The following is an 18,493-nucleotide window of genomic DNA, read 5'->3' on the forward strand; positions in this document are numbered from 1 at the left end:
TACCATCATTATAGCTCCTCGTCGGGGGCTAAAAATGATGCTGCACGAGGCCAAAATGAATAAAAACAACGAGATAAAATCCAGGAAGCGAGCGCCTCGAAGAAAAGTTGAGGAGATCCTGGAAACCGCTGGGCCGGTCGCCACATTTGTCCGCATGCGAAGGAAAGAACTTGGCTATACGCAAGAACAGCTCGCCCGTCGCAGTGGATTGAGCACAAAATTCATTCGTGACCTCGAACTTGGCAAAGCCAGCGCGAAGATGGATAGTGTGAACAAGATTCTGGCTTTCTTTGGGCATGAACTGGCGCCACGGCCGATCCAGAAAGAGGATTGGACATGACGCGACAGGCAAGAGTCTTCTTCAAAAATAAGTTTGCCGGCATCATTCAGGAAACGGAAAGCGGCACGTATCTCTTCACTTATGATAAGTCTTACCAGCAGCAGCCCGGCGCTCAGGCCATCAGTCTCACCTTACCCTTGGACACTGAAGTCCATGAGTCCAAATTCCTCTTTCCAATTTTTGACGGACTTATCCCGGAAGGGTGGTTGCTTGATCTCAGTACAAAGAACTGGAAATTAAACCCTAAAGACCGGATGGGTTTGCTGCTGGCAGCATGTCGCGACTGTATCGGCGCTGTGCATGTTCAGCCGCTGTCTGATGAGGATCAGCCATGAATCCTTATAAAAAATGCCTGGTGTGTTACCAGAGTTTGGTCGATCAACTCTACCATCCCCAATGTGCTCGAAAGCTATTCGGAAAAAAAGTTATACCTACTCTCGATCTTGACCAAAATGATATCGACGAACTCGCTGGTGCCCTGATCAATAGGCGCCTGGCCATGACAGGCGTTCAGAGAAAACTGTCTTTGCAGCTGGAATCACTATCCACGCAAGCCACAGATCGGCTTACCCTTGTGGGATACCTTGGTGGGAGCCACATCCTCAAACCCCCGGCCCCAGAGTATCCTCATATGCCCGAGGTGGAACACCTGACGATGCACCTGGCTGAAAAATGCGGGATCAAAACCGCGCCCCACGGGTTAATAATCATGAAAGACGGACAGCTCGCCTACATCACGAAGCGATTTGATCGTGAAGGGAAAAAGAAAATCGCAGTCGAGGATCTTTGTCAGCTCTCGGAAATGATGACTGAACACAAAGACAAAAGCACTGCGGAACGAGTCGGAAAAGTCATAAGGCGTTATTCATCCAATCCCGGCGACGATGCCCTTCGCTACTTTGAAATTACAGTCTTTTCCTTTTTGACCGGCAACGCCGATATGCATATGAAAAATTTTTCCATGATAACGGATAAACCCGACCGGGTGACCCTCTCGCCCGCTTATGATTTGCTCTCTACGCGTCTCTTGATCAGTGAAAAGGATGATCCCGAAGAACTTACGTTATCGGTCCAAGGAAAGAAGTCTTCAATGAAGAGATCCAACTTTATTTTTCTTGGGGAAAATCTCATGATCCCGGAGAAAGCGATCCTGGGTAGGCTTGAAGAATTTATCGAAAGCCAGGACGTTTTGATGGACGCCATTCGTCAAAGCATCCTTCCTGAACATATCAAACAGGAGTACCAGCGTTTGATCAGTATTCGGTTCAGTAGAATCAAGGATTCCTGAATCCAGGGCAAAAGCAAAGCGAGCGACAGAGGTAGCCGTAGTTTTGCCCTGATATCGAACTGTCTTCGGTCAGGACCCGATCTGCACAAGCACCTGGCCGACCACGACCTGGGCGCCAGCAGCGATTTGAACGTCCTTCACTGTACCTGAACTGCGCGCGAAAATTTTATTCTCCATCTTCATCGCCTCGATCACAAGGACCTCGTGACCGCGTTCAATCACCTGACCGGGCTCGACATGAACTTTCAGCACCTTGCCCACCATCGGCGAGCGGATGACTTCACCCGCGGCGCCGGCGCCGGCCTTGCGACCGTTGAGGCCGGGCACCTGGATGCCGACTTCGCCTTGGAGAATACGGGCGAAGCCTTCGGAGCCGCCGACGTATTCCAAAAGGATCTCGGTGAAAAGATCACCGGGAAAACGCTGGCTCTTCACCGCGCGATATTTCAAGGGGACTTCCGGATGCTTCGCGGACTCGCGCACGAAAAGTGTGCGAAGACCGGGTTCCCAGCATATTTCCATGGACTCTGTGCCGACCTGCGCGGGACTCCAGACGCCGGGAGTAATGGCGTCAGGTAAAGTGACTTCCGTGCCGGCGCTTTCCGTTTTACTGCTCCATTTCATAGGACTTCCTTCCTTTAATGCCGACAGGATTCATGGCGCGCTCGCAGCTGCCACTGCGAAGGCAGCGATACAGCGTTTCCAGAGCGACCGTCGGCTTTCACCTGGGCCTGGAAGGCTGTAAAGAGCCGACTGTATTTTTCATCAGCCGGACCGCCTTTCAACGCCGTATCAATTTCCTTCTGATGCAAAGCCAGGAATCCAGTATCAAACTCACCGGAAACAAAGGCCGGATGCTTCAGCACCACCTCATGGAATTTCGCAGTGGTCGGAACGCCATCGCATTCGAATTCAGACAGCGCCCGCAGCATACGCTGAATCGCTTCATCACGATCGGCACCGAAGCTGATGAACTTCGCCACCATCGAATCATAATCCGAAGGAATCGTATAACCCGCATAAATATGCGTATCGACCCGCATCCCGGGACCGGCCGGCAGATGCAGATGCGTGATCTGCCCTGGATTCGGCATGAAGTCCTGGGCGGGATCCTCGGCATTGATCCGCGTTTCAATCGACCAGCCGCGGATTTTAATATCCTCCTGGCTCAGACGGAGTTTGCCGGTCGCGGCCACGCGGATCTGCTCCTGAATCAAGTCCACGCCCGTGATCATCTCGGTCACGGGATGCTCGACCTGGATGCGCGTATTCATTTCCATGAAGTAGGCGCGATCAGGGGATTCACAGATGAATTCCACCGTACCGACGCCTTCATAATCCGCTGCCAGAGCCGCACGCACAGCGATTTCACCCAGCTGCTGGCGCTGCTCATCATTCAGAAAACGACTCGGCGCTTCCTCGATCAGCTTCTGATGGCGTCTTTGCACCGAACAATCGCGCTCGAAAAGATGCACACCCGTTTTTCCATCACAGAGCACCTGGATTTCAATGTGCCGCGGATTGCTCACATAGCGTTCCGCAAACACAGTATCATCCCCAAAATAGGATATCGCTTCGCGCTTGCAGGCCTCGAAGGAATCTTTCAGTTCCTCGTCCTTCCGCACGATGCGCATCCCGCGACCACCACCTCCCGCAGCGGCCTTCAGAATAATGGGATAGCCGATCTTTTTCACCAGCTCCCGCAGCTCGTCCACGGAGGCCAAGGCACCATCACTCCCCGGCACGCAGGGCACGTTATGCTTTTTCATGATCGCCTTGGCTTGAACCTTATCGCCCATGAGATGCATCGCATGATCGGACGGACCGATGAACTTCACGCCCATCTTCGTAACAGCCGCACAGAACGCGGCATTCTCGGATAGAAATCCATAACCCGGATGCACGGCATCGGCGCCGGTCAGCCGAATCGCCTCCAGGATGGCCTCGACATTCAGATAGGTATCCTTCGAGGCGCGACCGGGCAGACGAACGGCTTCATTCGCATATTTGCGGTGCAGACTGCCGGCATCCGCATCCGAATAAATAGCAACGCTGGGAATTTCCAGATCGCGGAGCGTCCGCATGATGCGCAGCGCAATTTCCCCGCGATTGGCAACCAGGACTTTGTTAAAAAGAGGCTTTTTCATCGCGTTTTTCTCTTAAAGAGGGATATTGCCATGCTTGCGCTTGGGCGTTTCAACCCGCTTGTTCATGCTCGCTTTCAGGCCATCCAGAAGATAGCGCCGGGTTTCCTCGGGAAAGATCACGCAATCAATATACGCGCGATCCGCAGCCTCATAAGGCGTCGCGAACTTCGCCGAATAGGAATCCACCAGCTGCTTTCTCGTTTCATTCGGATTCGCCGCGCTCACGATTTCGTTGCGGAAGATGATGTTACACGCACCCTCAGGACCCATCACCGCGATCTCTGCCTGCGGCCATGCGAGGTTCAGATCCGCACCGATGTGCTTGGAGTTCATCACATCATAGGCGCCGCCATAGGCCTTGCGGGTAATTACAGTGAGGCGCGGAACCGTCGCTTCACTGAAGGCATAAAGAAGTTTCGCGCCATGGCGAATGATGCCGCCTTTTTCCTGATCGGTTCCCGGCAGAAAGCCGGGCACATCGACAAAGGTCAGAAGCGGGATATTGAAGGCATCGCAGAAACGCACAAAACGCGCGCCCTTCACCGAGGCATCTATATCCAAACAGCCGGCCAGATGATTGGGATTATTCGCAACGATCCCCACCGCGTGACCGCCGAGGCGACCAAAGCCGATCAGCATGTTGGCAGCATACTCTTCGCGAAGTTCAAAGAAACTGTCCGGATCCAGAACCGTCCGCACCACTTCACGCATATCATAAGGCTGGTTCGGGTTATCCGGCATGATATCGCGCAGCTTTTTCTGAGCATCCGCGATGCGGCGCTGGGTATTCGGATCCTGATCCAGAGCCTGGAACGGCGCCGTATCGAGGTTATTGGAAGGCATATAGCTCAGCATTTTCCGAAGCGCGAGCAGGGCATCGCCTTCGGAAGCCGAACGAAGATCCGCGACGCCGCTGGTCGCGGTATGGGTCTGGCTGCCGCCGAGTTCTTCGAAGGTCACCTCCTCACCCGTCACGGTCTTGATGACTTCAGGGCCGGTGATAAACATGTGGCTCGTCTGATCGACCATCAAGGTAAAGTCGGTAATGGCCGGTGAATAAACCGCCCCACCCGCACAGGGGCCCATAATCAAAGAAAGCTGCGGCACCACGCCCGACGCCTGCACGTTCCGATAAAAAATATCCGCATAGCCGCCGAGGCTCGCCACGCCTTCCTGAATCCGCGCGCCACCGGAATCGTTCAGCCCTATCACCGGCGCTCCGTTCCGCACGGCCATATCCATGACCTTACAGATCTTCTTCGCGAACGCTGCGCTCAGACTGCCGCCGAAGACGGTAAAATCCTGGGAGAAGATATAAACGAGACGCCCTTCCACCGTTCCAAAGCCGGTGATGACGCCATCCCCTAGAATGCGTTTCTGCTCCATGCCGAAGTCCTGGCAATCATGCGTGACGAAGGCATCGAGTTCGGTGAAGGAACCGGGATCGAGCAGCTGATGAATGCGCTCGCGTGCTGTCATCTTGCCTTTTTTATGCTGGGCTTTGATGCGATCCTCGCCGCCGCCTTGGGCTGCTTCAGAACGCAAGGCGTTGAGCCGATCAAAGGCCTCTTGCCTTTTCGTTGGGGGTGTATCGAGCATCTGTTTATCCTTCAATTGGTTTGCCGACCTGGGAATTCGAGCCAAAGATCGGGTATGAACAGGTTGCGATAGAAATCTTCCAGATCAGGCAGCGTGTCCTGCGCTTCCTTTTCCTTCGGCAGACGGGATTCTGTCTCACGACCACCGATCCAAATCAATTCACCGTTATTGGTGTCGATCAGAAGAAGAGCAATCCTGGCCCGACGGAAATTGAAGAGCAGCCCACGATCATTGAGCGTGCCCTTATCCGCTTCGATGACAAGAGGCAAAAGAAGAGCATCCGATTGCGATGCGCTGCGGCTGAAATTGGTGAGCCAGGCGCGCCAGTCAGGACGCGGAGCAATCACCTCGCGATAATAGCTTGCGGGATGCTGACATGACTCGCAGGCCTGACCGGGACGGAACCACAGCTCGTCGATTTTTGTGAGGAGATCCGGCTGCTGACTCTGTTCCAGAAGTTTGAGCACCACACGCGGGCTGATGCCGCGCATGTAAGGCTGGCCATCAAATCCCTGCAGGACGTACTGATCAAATTTTTCACAAAGGGCTTTCAGATCTTCGGGGGAAGCCTTGAGCTCCGGCTGATTGACGAAGCGCGCGCCCTGCGGCCAGGCTCGACAGGGAACCACGGCGATCCTTGCGGGAATGCGGGCGAGTTGTTCGGCCTGTACGCCGTAGTCGCCCTTTTCAGGGGTCACGCATTGCGTCTGAAACAAAGTAAGGAACAGGAAGATTAAAGCGAGGCAGCGTCTCAAAGCATGTTTCCTTTCGCGCGTGATCCTCTTTTGACTTGTCTTCACAAGGTTTATCAAAAGCCAGGACCGGGATCCAGCGAAAGAACGGTTTCGGTGCCATGTCCAAGGAATCAGAGGCTGCGTTGCCAGCTCTCAGCCCGAGCTCTGATCACGCAGGCGAGTCAGCTCGTCGTCGGGGTTATGGCTGTGACGGCAGATCCATTGATCGAGAAGACGCTTTTGCGCCGCGGCATCCAGCAAATATTTTTCGGCGGGAAGTTCCACGCGGCAACGCTCCGTGAGAGTGTGCAGACTCAGAGCCGCGGAGACCGAAATGTTGAAGCTTTCGACCATCCCATACATCGGGATGGTGAAACGATAATCCACCTGGTCCTGCCAGGCCTTATGCAGGCCTTCGCGTTCATTGCCGAAGACCACGGCCAAAGGCGCGTCCAGGGGAAGCGCTTGGAGCGGCATGGTCGTGCCACCAGGAGGGTAAGCCGCAGCGATCTTGAAGCCCTTCGCCCGCAGGCCCTGGATGTAAAGATCGAGGTCTGTGAAGCGCCGCACTTCGAGCCACTGATCGGCGCCGCGACTCACGGTCGAAATCTTGCCAAATTTCTGGTAGAGATTGACCTGGTCACAGCACAGCACACCAAAGGCTTCGGCGGAGCGTAGGCAGGCACCGACATTGTGCGGATCAAAAACATCCTGCAAAACAAGGCGCAGATGCCGCGTGCGCTGACTCGCGACCTGCTGCATGCGCTCGCGACGAACGGGACTGAGCCTGGGACTCAGGAGCTCCCAGGCGTCAGAAGGATAGTGTGCTTCATCAAAGTTGTTGCGCCAAACACTCATGGTTGGGTGGCAGTTTCCGCTGTACGCACCGGCGCTGCTATTGAATTGTGATCGGCCGCAGCCGCCACAGCCGCTGCTTCCGCTGCTGCTGCTTCAGCCCTTGTTTCAATCACAAGACTCGCCCCGATTTTTTCCAGGGCCTCACCGACCAGGCGACCGATGCTTTGGGTTTGCAGTTCGGCATCCAAAGGCTTTTGAAGGATATGACCCGCGAAATAACGCAGAGCCGTTTCCCAGTTCTTATTGCGTTCCTCGGCCAGCTCACGCAGTCCGCGCATGCTGCCGTAGAGCTGCTCCAGGCGCATGACTTTCTGTTTGTAACGCAGAAGTTCTTCCGGCTTCACGCGCGGAGTTTCGTCTTTGGCCCGAGCCAACTGCGCTTCGAGCTGCTGCTTTTCCTTGCGCACCTGCTGCGTCTGCTGATTGGCTTCACGAACCTGCTGCCGCAGAATCTCCATGGCCTGACGCGATTTCTCATCACCTTCTTTTTGCAGGCGGGCGTTTTCATCCTGCACCATTTTCTTTTCACGAATGGCTTCGGCAAGCTGCTGGGTCAGGACCTGCACCTGCTCGTCCAAATGCTCGCGCTGCAGAAGGAAACGCTTCTGCCCATCTTCGCGCTCGGACTTCAGCTTGTTCCATTCCATCGTGCGATCCGAAAGCTTCTGTTTCAGATCATCCACCTGTTTGTCAGACTGGGCTGACTGTTGCCGATATTTGTCGGCGTTGTCCTGAGCATTGCGGAGCCCCTGCTCCAGCTGCTTGTTCTGCTTGCTCACCGCTTCCAGGCGACTTGATGCATCCGCGAGCACGGCCTGGCTTTGCGCCAGACGATTGCGGCTGAAAAAGGCGAAGCCCAGACAGGCGAAAGCAAAGATCAGTGCAAGGGTCAAAGGAAGTTCTGTCATTACTGATTAACCTCATATATCGACAAAATAATCTCCAGCTTTACGTAATTTGAGCTGGAAACACAAGCGATGCTTGCTTCTTTGACCTGTCAGGGCCAGGGCCCCGAGACTCCGAGGCTTCAGTGCCGGCTGGTCCTAGTCGCTCACAATGACATCCCTTTGAATGCCATATTTTTTCATAAGCCGGTGCAGGTAAGCCCGCTCCAAACAGAGGACCCGCGCCGCTTCGCTGACATTCCCTTTGGCACGGCCCAGGATGAAACGGATATAACTCCGGCCGAGGCTCTGGTGCAGTTCTTCCCAGGGCACGATCGCGGTTTCGTAGGCAAAACTTTCTTTGCCGCCATTGGTGGCGCTCGCGGCTTCTTCGGACGCAGTTTCGACCGTTTCGGTCCGGGGGCTCGGCGGCGGCTGGCTCGGGCTGCCTTCCGCTTTGGCCTTCGTTCCACGCAGCCTCGCCGCAAGATCGGGGATGTCCTCGATCTCCTCGCTTTCGCTCAGGATCACGACGCGTTCGAGGACGTTTTTCAATTCGCGAATGTTGCCCGGCCAATGATAGGCGCAGATCTGCTCCATGGCCTTGGGACCGAGCACGCGGGAACCGATCGAATGCTCCTCGCAGGCGGCTTCCAAAAAGTGCTGGGCCAGGAGTCGGATATCCTCGCCGCGTTCCCTGAGAGGCGGTGATTTCAGCGTCACCACATTCAAGCGATAGTAAAGATCTTCGCGGAAGGTGCCGGATTCAATCATGCCTTCCAGATCGCGGTGGGTGGCCGCGATCAAACGCACGTCGACCTCAATAATTTTTTCGCCACCGACGCGGCTGATCTCGCCGCTCTGCAGAACGCGCAGAAGTTTGGCCTGCACGTTCAGATCCAGCTCACCGATTTCATCCAGAAACAGGGTGCCACTGTCGGCCTGTTCAAAAAGCCCTTTTTTCGTGCGAATCGCGCCGGTAAAAGCGCCTTTCTCATGACCGAAGAGTTCACTTTCGACCAGGTTCTGGGGGATCGCGGCGCAGTTCACCTTCACCAAAGGCTGATCACGGCGCTCGGATTGCCGATGAAGACTCTTGGCAATCAGCTCCTTGCCGGTTCCGCTTTCACCCAGGACCAGGACGCGGCTATTGGTATTCGCGACCTTGCTGATCATCTTCCGCAGCTGCACGATGGGTTCGCACGCGCCCAGGATTTCCTGCCCGCGCAGAACTTCCTGCGAAAGTTTCTGATGCGCGGCCTGAATCTTATGAAAGTCGAGGCAACGGCTCAGACTGACGAGGATGCGTTCGGGCGTGAAGGGCTTTTCGATGAAGTCAAAAGCCCCCATCTGCGTGGCCTGGTAAGCCTCCTTCACCGTGCCTTCGCCCGAGATCATGATGACCCGCGAGGCAAAGCCGTGATGACTCAAAAGCTTCAGAAAATCGAGGCCGCTGCCATCGGGCAGGCGGATGTCGAGCAGGATCGCATCGAAGGGCGGCGGATTCGAGGGGCCGATCTTTCCCACCTGAATCAAGGCCTGCGCATAGGTTTCGGCCTCGACGATGTTCGCGCCTTCTTCGGTCAGCGCGAGGCGCAGGGCCAGACGGATATTGCGATGATCATCGACGACCAGGACTCGTTTGCCGCGGATAATATCCTTGCTCGTGACAGTCTCACTCATGATGAAAGAACCTCGGTATGATGATGTTCGCTGGGTAATTGAATGCGGAATACGGTGTGACCCGGCTGGCTCGTGACGGTCAGTTCACCCTGATGGTCCATCACGATTTTCTTACAGATGGCCAGACCCAGGCCCATGCCGGGACTCGGGCCGGTATGCTTGGTGGTGTAGTAAGCTTCAAAGATGCGGCCCAGATCCTCTTCGCGAATCCCGGGGCCATCGTCGACCACATTGACGATATAATGCCGCGCGGTCTTTTCCAGCTGAACCGCGATGTGCGCCTTGCGACCGATGCTCGCTTCCGCGGCATTTTTAATCAGATTCATGATGACCTGCTTCATAAGCTGACTATCCATCATGATCGGAGCCGAGGCAAGCTTTGTTTCCAAAACCAGGTCATGTTCCGGAAAGGCCGCCTTTTCCAGCTCCAAAAGCTTTTGGCAAAGACTTAAAAGGTCGGCCTCTTCCCAGGTGGGATCCGGCAGGCGGGCAAACTGCGAAAAGTGATCCACCATGCGGCGGAGTGCATTCACTTCCTCATGAATGATCTTGGTGGCTTCATCCAACAGTGTTTGAAAGGCCTCGTCCTCGCCCTTGTATTTGCGCTGCAGCTGATTGACCATCATTTGGATCGGTGTCAGAGGATTTTTGATTTCATGCGCCAGCTTCCGGGCCATCGTCTGCCAGGACGCGAGTTTTTCCAGATAAAGCGTCTTGCGCCGGTTGAGTTCCACTTCATCGGCCATGGTGTTGAACTGAACGGCGATCATGCCCATTTCACCTTTAAGATTGCCTGGCAGGCGAAAGCCCGGGTCCTCTTCCGACCAGCGGCGAAACCCGCGCAGAACTTCCTGCACGTTCCGCACGTAGCGGCGCACGAGCCAGACGAGGACGAGTCCGACCAAGGAGAAGGCTCCGATCAGGATCAGTCCGTTGGTAAGGAGAAGACTCGGCGCGATTTCCTTGTCCCAGGTCGCTTCAATCAGCTCGTACTTCTGCTTCACCTGCTGCACGAGTTCAAACCTTTGCCGCACCTCACTCACCGGCACCGAGACCATGTAACGTCCGACGCGCAGTTCCGTGCGCGTAAGCCAGGCCAGTTCCGGTCCTTCGATTTTTTCCCGCAGGAGTTCGATCTTGATGCCATCAATCGGCGCGAGGCTATTGATGTTCGCCTTCATCAGAAGATCACGAATGCGCGCTTCATTGAAGCGGCCGATAGGTTCCTCGTCGATGATGGCCTTCATCTCCAGAAGAAGCGTTTGCCGCTTCGATGTGTCCAGCTCTTTCAGGGAATCCATGTAATCGCCGAGGGCCTGATCCAGGTCCTCATCATAGGCCATGTCCGCAAGGCTATGGAGCGCCTGGCGAATGCTATTCAGGCCGCTCACATAGCCGCCGAGAATAATCAGAATGGCAAGAGCCGCCGCGCGAACCACGGTCGTCTGATACCAGGCCAGGTGCAAAGCCTTGCGTTCAGCCACGGTCGGCTCCTTTGACAAGAGGCGGTACGACCAGGACGGTCTGCGTACTCTCGCTTAACTTCAGATCACCGAGCATGTGCGAAAAAAGTCCGCGCATCACACCCGACTGCTGCTGGATGAGCCAGCTGCGGACATCCTGGGCGAATTCATTCGAAACCTGGGAAATATCCAGACGCACGTCCAGCCGCGCGCCCCGGCTCGCGATCTGCGCGATATTGCTTTGACTGCTGATGTCGGCCTGCAGGCAAAGGTCGGTGTACTGCTGAAAACTCTTCAAGGAATTTTCCTTACGGAGTTCCAGAAAATGCAGGAGCGCGAATTTTTCTTCCCAAAGATCGAACTTGATCGTGCATTCAGAAATGAAAACCAGAGTGCGCCGCACATCATTGTCGATCCAGCGGACTTCAAGATGGCTGAAGGTGGAAAAGCCGGAATAAAGGAGCTTTTTCTGCTGCTCGGTCAAGGACTCGGCAAGGTTGATGCGAAGGCTCTGTCGATCCTTGCTGCTTTCCCAATGGGCTTTGATATCCGCCCAGGCCGAGCCCGAGACCAGAAAAAGCCAAAGAGCGAGAATGCGCATCATGGCTCCCACTCCTGTTCCAGCACATCCTTCATGCTTTCCGGGAGGGTGCGGAAGGCCAGCGCGATATCCGCGATCAGCCCGGCGCTATGAAAACGCAGGCCAAGCCGAGCCTCGCGACCTTCATAACGGTAGTCCTTGTAATGATCCGCGCCATGCGTGAACTGCAGATAGATGCCAGGATCCGAGGCCTCATCCAGAATGGGCAGCGGCTGTTCCCAGCGGAGCGATCCGCGATAGCTCAACGATTCAAAGCCTACGCTCAGACCCTGCACCTGCGCGGTGAGCATCGACTGACCCCAAAGCCCTTCGGTCACCGCGCCTTCCAGCTCGTAGCCCATTTTATGAAAGCCCTGGCTGTTCAGAATCACCGAGGCCCCATAGGCATAACCCTCGCTCGGGCGGAAGCTCAAAAGTCGATTTTCCCGATAAAGGCCGACTTTGGGTCCGATCAAAGTGCGCGGAAAACCGGGTAGCGAAAAACGCTCCCCGCGATTGTTCATGTAAATCGCGAGACCATACTGCAGCCGCGTGCCATTGTCCTGATCAAAGGTCCAGTAGGCCTGGCCGCGCGCGCCGAAACCGAGGATATCGAGGTACCGCGCCTGCGCATCAGCGGCTTCCATGCGCGCATCGAACTGCACGCTTTCCTTTGAAAAACGAGGGAAACCGTAAGCGACGTGAAAGCCGCGCATGATTCCCTGGCCATCGTAATCGACGGCGGCCGAGGCGCGATGCAGGGAATTAAAAAGATTGCGGCTGATGATCTGCGCGCGGGCGCTCAAAGGATTGAATTCGCCGCTGAACTGATCCGAGGCCCCTTCATCCTGGGTCAAACCCAAGGATCCGCCCCAGGCCCAGGTGCCGAAGACGCCGGGGTCATCGACGAGTTCGATTTTCAGACGGGCCTCGCCAGGATTCTGGCCTTTGGAAAGGAAAAACTGGACGGATTGAAAAAGTCCGGTGCCCAGGAGGCGATTGCGATCGGCGGTCAATTCCTCTTCGGTGACCGAAACACCGGGCGTCAGATGCAGCTCGCGCTCCAAAAAAGCCGTCGGAAGTCTCTGGCTGCCTGTGACATCCACGTTCTCGAGTAAAAGACGGCGTTCCGCCGCCAGACCGGATCCAGCCAAAAATCCCGGCAGGATCAGGACGCACAAGGCTTTGAGCATGGAGGCTACCTTATTCGGGCATCTCGGCGTTGTGATAGACGTTCTGAACGTCATCATTGTCTTCCAGCCAGTCGATCAGCTTTTGCATCGACAGGGCCTTGTCACTATCCAGCGCCGTATAGTTTTCCGGTACGCGCATGATGTCCGCGACGTCCGCTTCCAGTCCCATCTTATCGAGGGTCTCTTTCAAGGCATTGAAAGCGTCCGGCGCGCAGATGACTTCGACCGCATCCTCGTCTTCTTTCACATCCTCCGCACCCGCTTCCAGAGCGACTTCAAAGAGCCTGTCAAAGTCTTTGACCTTGCCGCGCTGATAAACGATCGTTCCTTTCTTATGGAACTGGTAAGCGACAGAACCTTCGGTGCCGAGGTTGCCACCGAATTTGGTAAAGGCGTGGCGCACGTCGGCCACGGTACGGTTGATATTATCAGTCAGACATTCAACCATGACAGCTACGCCACCTGGACCGTAACCCTCGTAAACCTTTTCCACGTACTGTTCGGCTTCGAGTTCTCCGGTTCCTTTTTTAATGGCGCGTTCAATATTGTCACGGGGCATACTGTTCGAGCGGGCTTTCACGACAACTGTGCGCAGGCGCGCGTTGCTTTCCAGATCACCACCACCCAAACGGGCCGCCACCGTAATTTCCTTGGCCAGCTTTGTGAAGATTTTCCCGCGTTTGGCGTCCTGAGCGCCCTTTCGATGCTGGATATTTTTCCACTTACTATGGCCTGCCATCTTAGTCTTGTCCTCCTGCCCGACTCAATAGCGGAAGTGTTTGATCTTCTCGCCCTTTCCTTCGATATCGGTCATTGCTTTTATGCCAATGTCGATATGAAGGTCAACAAATTGTCCGCTGACCTTACGATCGCTTTCTTCGGTCTTCACCCCTTCCGGAGTCATGGGTACGTCGGATACCAAAAGCAAAGCGCCGCGCGAGATTTCATTGGCAATGCCGCAGGCAAAGATGGTGGCCGTTTCCATGTCGATGCCGATGGCCCGGAGTTTTTGCAGCCTGTGTTTGAAATCGTCGTCGTGCTCCCATACCCGGCGGTTGGTTGTGTAGATCACGCCTGTTCGATAATCGAGACCAGCTTCGACGATTTTTTCCGACACGAACTTATGCAGTTTGAAGGAAGGCATGGCCGGGATTTCTTTGGGCAGGTAATCGTCGGATGTGCCCTCGCCCCGGATCGCGGCGATGGGCAGAATGAAATGTCCGATTTCGGTGGTATCTTTCAGACCGCCGCATTTCCCTAGGAAAAGAACGCCCTTGGGTTTGATGGCGCTCAGAAGGTCCATGACGGTGGCGGCATTGGCCGAGCCGATGCCGAAGTTGATCATGGTGAGGTTTTTCCCATCGGAACAGGTCTGCATCGGCCGATCCAGTCCTTTGATGGGTTGATTAAAACGAGCCGAAAACCGCCGAACATAATCAGAAAAGTTCGTCAGCAGGATGTACTTGCCAAACTCTTCCAAAGCCGTTCCAGTGTAGCGGGGGAGCCAATTGCCAACGATGTCCTGTTTGGTGCGAAGTGCCATCAGGTAGAATCCCTTTCCTTATGAGGCGCCGTGTCCTGGGAAATTTTGATCCCGTGACCAGTGCCGGGGCTTATGTGCTATTATATTCTTGAAATCAATGCTGAGAAAACAGCAAGTTTAAGAGCCAGCCGCAGTCTCAGCTGCTCTGTGTGCCGACTCGATATGAGGAGTCTTTGTGAAAACAAATGCTGCCAAGTCTTCCAAGGGTTCGCGATCTTTTCCCTTTGGTGGGCCGAGTGAACATCTGGCGTTGGCTCGTGAAATTTCATGTCTTTACAAGAAGTTACTATACTCTGGCGGCATTGCCTTGCCGCTGCGGGTCTCCAGGGCTTTCCTGAAAGAACCCGGCATAGATCCGATCTGGTCCGAAAAACGCATCCTGGAACTCGTTGGTGATGTGGCCCTTTCGTGCCTCGATGGGCTGGGTCCTGTCTATGGCAAATTGGGTCAGATTGCCCTGAGCCGTCTCGATGAAGAGGGTCAGGAGCTTGCACAGAAGATGCAGCTGACCCGGCTCTATGGTGCATGGCCGGCCATTCCTTTTGAAACTGTGGAAGCCATTCTGGATACCGAGATTCCGGATTGGGCTCAGGAATTTGTCGTCGAACCCTATCCGCTCGGTGTCGCATCCATGGCCCAGGTCCACGCGGCCACGGATGAAGAGGGCCGTGAATGGGTGATCAAAGTCATCAAACCCGAATCACGCCGTCGTCTGGAAGAAACTCTCCAGGCCCTTGAGCAGATCGTGACGCTGACCTCGCCTTTGAAGCTGACGTCGGTCGGTGCCAAAACCATACGTGAACTTCAGGATTTGATCAAAAGCCTGCGCCGTGAGGTGCAGCTTGATCTTGAAAAGAAAAATCTCGATCGCATGCGGGAACGTCTCGATGCGAAAAAGCAGCAGGTTTTGCGCCTACCGAACACCTTCGATCGTTTCTGCACGCCGAACGTCATGGTGATGGAACGCTTCCGCGGTTCGTCCCTGGTCGATGTCGTGGAAGGTCGCGTGACTCTGAACGCTGAGCAGCGCAAAAAACTCGCGCGCCGTCTTCTGCAGGAACTTTTGGTGCAGGTTTTCGAGATCGGTCTTTTCCATGCCGATCCTCATGCCGGTAACCTTATGCTGCTTGAAGACGGCTCGGTTGGACTCTTCGATTGGGGTTTGACCGGCGAGCTGCGCGACACGGATCGTCGGCATATTTCCGGTATTCTGAAGGCCCTTCTGATGGCTGATATGCAAAGGCTCGTCGATGTTCTGATCAGTATCGGCGAAGAGCACGATGTGCAGTGCAGCCGGGCCGAAGTCGAAGCCGAGCTGCGCAAAGTCTCGACTCTGATTCAGGAGCACAAAGCCGCGGGCACGCAGGCTTCGATGGAAGAACTGCTGGAGGCCGCGCTGCGCGGTTCGGAGAATCTTGGGATTCCCGTGCCCGATGGGCTTTTGATGATGGCCAAGAGTCTTCTGACGATCGAAGGACTGGCGCGCGGCATCGACCCTGAAGTCTCGTTTGCGAGGGCCGCAGGGCCTGTGCTTCTGCGGGCCGCCCGTCCCAACCTCAAAGAGGTGATCGGCATGGGTCGCCGACTGCCCCATCTGGTGAAAAAAATATTTGCCAATGCATCGTGACGATCACGCCGCTTTTTTTCTGCTGATGATCCTTCTTGCCAGCCCGGTTCGCGCTGGCGAGGGGCCGCTGCTCACCCGCTCCGAAGCGGTTGGTCAACTCTTCCGACTGAATCCACCGCTGCAGAATCCCGAACTTTTGCCCGCAGGCCGCATCGACTTCGCCGCCTCGCGCACCTATGCCAACCTTTGGGCGCGTGATAAACGCTACGTGGTGGACGGCGAAATCGTCGACGATCAGGCGCGCTTTGCCATCGGCCTGGGGGCGAACCTTCAGGCGGCTTTTGGCTTCTCTTCCCGTCGCTTCGTGCAGGCCGACACCGATCAGATCGCCATCAGCTTTCATGATCTTTTCCGCATCGGCCAGGACGGTCGCCTGCAGACCGGCAAGCATCACACGCGCTTTGTCATTCCCGACTACAATCTTCAGTATAATCGCGACAACCTCGATCGCACCTTCAGCGAACAGGCGACTTTCGATCTGAGCTACGCGTTTCTCACAGCGGCGCGGCACGGCTGGGACCTGACCGCGACGGTTCTCGCCGCCTACGAAATGGCAAGCTTTTCCCCCTATTCCGCGGGTTCGGTGGATCGCGGCCTCATTCTGAGCGCGCTCTATCCCAGCTCGATCTTCAGATACTTTGCCAATTTGCGGCAGCTATTCTTTGATAAGCGTAAGGATGTGCGCGTCGGCACGCGTTCAGAAAATCGCGGCTTTGCCTTGGGCCTGATTTATCCGCTGCCAGAAACGCAGGAGCTTATTTTTCAATTCATGAATAATCAGCCGGTCTTTCGCGATCTGGGTCAGCTCAGCCGTAACTCATATGAATGGCAGCTCGGCTATCGCTATCGCTTTGAGGCTGTGACGCTGGAGGCGGCGGTGATCGAGAATATTTTCTGGCTTTATAACAGCCCGGACTGGGGTTTCAGTCTCGGGCTGCATGCACCCGTGAACTAAGGATCTGTTCCGCATAAACCCTTAGGGTTTCACCCAAAGGATCCCACCGGAAACTTTGCCCAGGTTATTGTTCCACTCATACGCATCCCAGATGGCAAGATAAAGTCGCGTTGTGCCCTGGGGTACGGTGAAGCCCTGCAGCTTGCCATTCCCATCCCGGCCATCGCCGATGAAAAAGATCTGGCCGAGCTGAGGCGCCAGCGTTTTGAAGTTGCGCAGGGGTGCCTCGCCAAAATCAAGCGTGCCAGGGGCTGCAGGGCGCTGTGCGGGCGTCCTGTCATCCAGGAATATTCCAACCAAACTGTTGATCGGTGCATTGATATTGGAAATATTATGCATGGTGCCGAGCGTATGCTGACCAGGTGCGGTGGGAATGCCATCGGCATCCGAAATCTGATCGGCGTTTGTTCCGTGCGCGATCGTTCCTTCCACACGGAAGTAAAGGTACCGCCCAGCTTCAAAACATTGCCGATCGGTTGGTGTGACAAGAATCGGCGAGTTTACAGGTGCGCGATCCACCGACGCTGGATAAGCTATCTCCGTTCCTTCGGGCATGCCCGCAAGGAAGGGGTTCGCGATGCCGGGTATCGCATAAAGCGTACTGCAGGCGACGGGCTCAGGATCTTTGACAACTGGAACCACAGGTGATGGAGGAATGGTGCTGACGGTCCCATTCTCATCCGAGACAGGGGGTTTGGAATCAATCGCGGCGTCGTCGCCATCGGCGCGGGCGATCGGTGCGGTTTCCACTGGGACATTGGGTTCCTGGAACTGATGACTGGAGCCACATGCAAGGCTCATGGCCATGGTCAAACCCAAAGAGATAGACGATAGACTTTTATGTGAAAGCATAAGCTCTCCCCTCCTGGAACAAGCTGTATAACGGGTCGTTACTTTCCCATTCGGCAGGATTTGCCGAGGATTGAGCGGGGCCTTCTGGGTGAAATTGATTAAGCAGGGTTTTTCTGCGAGCTTTTCGAAAATATAAAAAGCACAGAGACCTTAACTGGACGGCCAGGCCTTGGAGTCCTGATGAATTCTGCGCTATAACCGGCGCAATTCATACAAGACTCACTGGAGAATTTTCCATGCAAGCCATACGAAACTCGCTCTTCCTGGTCCTGAGTATTTTACCCAGCCCGTCCTTTGCCAGCATTGTTCCGATCACGAATGAAGTCGTAGCCACAAGTTTTCAAAGCGATGGCCGCTCCAATTTTGTGGAAGGCTATGTGCAGCTCAACAAGACCACGGGCACGATCAACCTCGTCCTGCAGCCACCAATGCCGCCCTGTCCTAGCGGGCAGTCGTGCACGGAAGTGATGCCGGCACCTTATGAGTATTTTCTGGAAGGCGTGAAGACCCGGGTGGATGAATGCGATGCCGTGATCTATGAGGCTCAGCAGAATCGTGAGCATGCCGTGCGGATTCTCCTGGTCGACAACACGCGCTACAACTATGAAAACTGCCCTACGTTCTTGCCTGTTCCCGAAACCGCCGTGCATGTTGAACAGATCATTTATGGTCCGTCCACTCAGGACGAGAAATCGGGATATTTCGCAGCGGAAGCTCTGACCCCAGTCCGTTATTGATGTTCATGCC

General features: G+C 55.2%; 19 protein-coding genes. 6 read left to right on the forward strand and 13 right to left on the reverse strand.

All coding sequences use genetic code 11. The features are described 5' to 3' along the window. The first annotated feature begins 55 nt into the window (after nucleotides 1–55). From VFO10_RS02185 to VFO10_RS02195, 3 genes are read left to right on the forward strand one after another with little or no spacing between them, the layout of a single operon-like run. Nucleotides 56–340: a helix-turn-helix domain-containing protein gene (locus tag VFO10_RS02185; protein ID WP_325137031.1), complete on the forward strand. Its 285-nt coding sequence runs from the start codon at nucleotides 56–58 to the stop codon at nucleotides 338–340. Beyond that, nucleotides 337–675: a HipA N-terminal domain-containing protein gene (locus VFO10_RS02190; RefSeq protein ID WP_325137032.1), complete on the forward strand. Its 339-nt coding sequence runs from the start codon at nucleotides 337–339 to the stop codon at nucleotides 673–675. Before VFO10_RS02185 ends, VFO10_RS02190 begins: the two co-directional genes overlap by 4 nt. Continuing rightward, nucleotides 672–1,628: a HipA domain-containing protein gene (locus tag VFO10_RS02195; protein ID WP_325137033.1), complete on the forward strand. Its 957-nt coding sequence runs from the start codon at nucleotides 672–674 to the stop codon at nucleotides 1,626–1,628. Before VFO10_RS02190 ends, VFO10_RS02195 begins: the two co-directional genes overlap by 4 nt. A 69-nt stretch (nucleotides 1,629–1,697) precedes the next feature. Here VFO10_RS02195 and VFO10_RS02200 read toward each other — a convergent pair whose 3' ends face one another. From VFO10_RS02200 to VFO10_RS02255, 12 genes are all read right to left on the reverse strand, one after another. Then, on the reverse strand, nucleotides 1,698–2,252 hold the full coding sequence (locus tag VFO10_RS02200) for an acetyl-CoA carboxylase biotin carboxyl carrier protein subunit (protein WP_325137034.1): 555 nt from the start codon (nucleotides 2,250–2,252) through the stop codon (nucleotides 1,698–1,700). 14 nt (nucleotides 2,253–2,266) lie between these two features. Continuing rightward, a complete protein-coding gene (locus tag VFO10_RS02205) occupies nucleotides 2,267–3,775 on the reverse strand; it encodes an acetyl-CoA carboxylase biotin carboxylase subunit (protein WP_325137035.1) in 1,509 nt (502 codons plus the stop codon). A gap of 12 nt (nucleotides 3,776–3,787) precedes the next feature. Further along, the gene (locus VFO10_RS02210; RefSeq protein ID WP_325137036.1) at nucleotides 3,788–5,374 is read right to left on the reverse strand and encodes an acyl-CoA carboxylase subunit beta; all 1,587 of its coding nucleotides are present in this window, start codon (nucleotides 5,372–5,374) and stop codon (nucleotides 3,788–3,790) included. 11 nt (nucleotides 5,375–5,385) lie between these two features. Next, nucleotides 5,386–6,072 (reverse strand): hypothetical protein, encoded by a 687-nt coding sequence (locus VFO10_RS02215; RefSeq protein ID WP_325137037.1) that lies wholly within the window; start codon nucleotides 6,070–6,072, stop codon nucleotides 5,386–5,388. 189 nt (nucleotides 6,073–6,261) lie between these two features. Next, nucleotides 6,262–6,966, reverse strand: coding sequence for an RNA methyltransferase (locus VFO10_RS02220; RefSeq protein WP_325137038.1), 705 nt, complete (start codon nucleotides 6,964–6,966; stop codon nucleotides 6,262–6,264). After that, nucleotides 6,963–7,874: a hypothetical protein gene (locus VFO10_RS02225; protein WP_325137039.1), complete on the reverse strand. Its 912-nt coding sequence runs from the start codon at nucleotides 7,872–7,874 to the stop codon at nucleotides 6,963–6,965. The genes VFO10_RS02220 and VFO10_RS02225 overlap by 4 nt, the downstream gene beginning before the upstream one ends. A gap of 135 nt (nucleotides 7,875–8,009) precedes the next feature. After that, complete coding sequence (locus tag VFO10_RS02230) at nucleotides 8,010–9,533, reverse strand: sigma-54 dependent transcriptional regulator (RefSeq protein ID WP_325137040.1); 1,524 nt, start codon at nucleotides 9,531–9,533, stop codon at nucleotides 8,010–8,012. After that, complete coding sequence (locus tag VFO10_RS02235; protein WP_325137041.1) at nucleotides 9,530–11,017, reverse strand: sensor histidine kinase; 1,488 nt, start codon at nucleotides 11,015–11,017, stop codon at nucleotides 9,530–9,532. Before VFO10_RS02235 ends, VFO10_RS02230 begins: the two co-directional genes overlap by 4 nt. Further along, the gene (locus VFO10_RS02240; protein ID WP_325137042.1) at nucleotides 11,010–11,600 is read right to left on the reverse strand and encodes a hypothetical protein; all 591 of its coding nucleotides are present in this window, start codon (nucleotides 11,598–11,600) and stop codon (nucleotides 11,010–11,012) included. The genes VFO10_RS02235 and VFO10_RS02240 overlap by 8 nt, the downstream gene beginning before the upstream one ends. Further along, nucleotides 11,597–12,769 (reverse strand): POTRA domain-containing protein, encoded by a 1,173-nt coding sequence (locus tag VFO10_RS02245; RefSeq protein WP_325137043.1) that lies wholly within the window; start codon nucleotides 12,767–12,769, stop codon nucleotides 11,597–11,599. Before VFO10_RS02245 ends, VFO10_RS02240 begins: the two co-directional genes overlap by 4 nt. Nucleotides 12,770–12,779: 10 nt before the next feature. Continuing rightward, nucleotides 12,780–13,508, reverse strand: a complete 729-nt coding sequence (locus VFO10_RS02250) for a YebC/PmpR family DNA-binding transcriptional regulator (RefSeq protein ID WP_325137044.1) — start codon at nucleotides 13,506–13,508, stop codon at nucleotides 12,780–12,782. Nucleotides 13,509–13,532: 24 nt separating this feature from the next. Beyond that, the gene (locus tag VFO10_RS02255; protein WP_325137045.1) at nucleotides 13,533–14,312 is read right to left on the reverse strand and encodes an AMP nucleosidase; all 780 of its coding nucleotides are present in this window, start codon (nucleotides 14,310–14,312) and stop codon (nucleotides 13,533–13,535) included. Nucleotides 14,313–14,487: 175 nt separating this feature from the next. Here VFO10_RS02255 and VFO10_RS02260 point away from each other — a divergent pair, with 175 nt between their 5' ends. Both VFO10_RS02260 and VFO10_RS02265 read left to right on the forward strand, forming a co-directional pair. After that, nucleotides 14,488–15,939, forward strand: a complete 1,452-nt coding sequence (locus VFO10_RS02260; RefSeq protein ID WP_325137046.1) for an ABC1 kinase family protein — start codon at nucleotides 14,488–14,490, stop codon at nucleotides 15,937–15,939. Beyond that, complete coding sequence (locus tag VFO10_RS02265; RefSeq protein WP_325137104.1) at nucleotides 15,929–16,894, forward strand: DUF3187 family protein; 966 nt, start codon at nucleotides 15,929–15,931, stop codon at nucleotides 16,892–16,894. Before VFO10_RS02260 ends, VFO10_RS02265 begins: the two co-directional genes overlap by 11 nt. A 21-nt stretch (nucleotides 16,895–16,915) precedes the next feature. Here the strand turns inward: VFO10_RS02265 and VFO10_RS02270 are convergent, their stop codons facing one another. After that, complete coding sequence (locus tag VFO10_RS02270) at nucleotides 16,916–17,746, reverse strand: hypothetical protein (RefSeq protein WP_325137047.1); 831 nt, start codon at nucleotides 17,744–17,746, stop codon at nucleotides 16,916–16,918. Between the two features lie 236 nt (nucleotides 17,747–17,982). On the opposite strand from VFO10_RS02270, the gene VFO10_RS02275 reads away from it, so the two are divergent. Further along, entirely contained in the window at nucleotides 17,983–18,483 is a 501-nt protein-coding gene (locus tag VFO10_RS02275) for a hypothetical protein (protein WP_325137048.1), read from the forward strand. Nucleotides 18,484–18,493: the final 10 nt, after the last annotated feature.

Source organism: Oligoflexus sp., assembly GCF_035712445.1.
Classification (GTDB): Bacteria; Bdellovibrionota_B; Oligoflexia; order Oligoflexales; family Oligoflexaceae; genus Oligoflexus.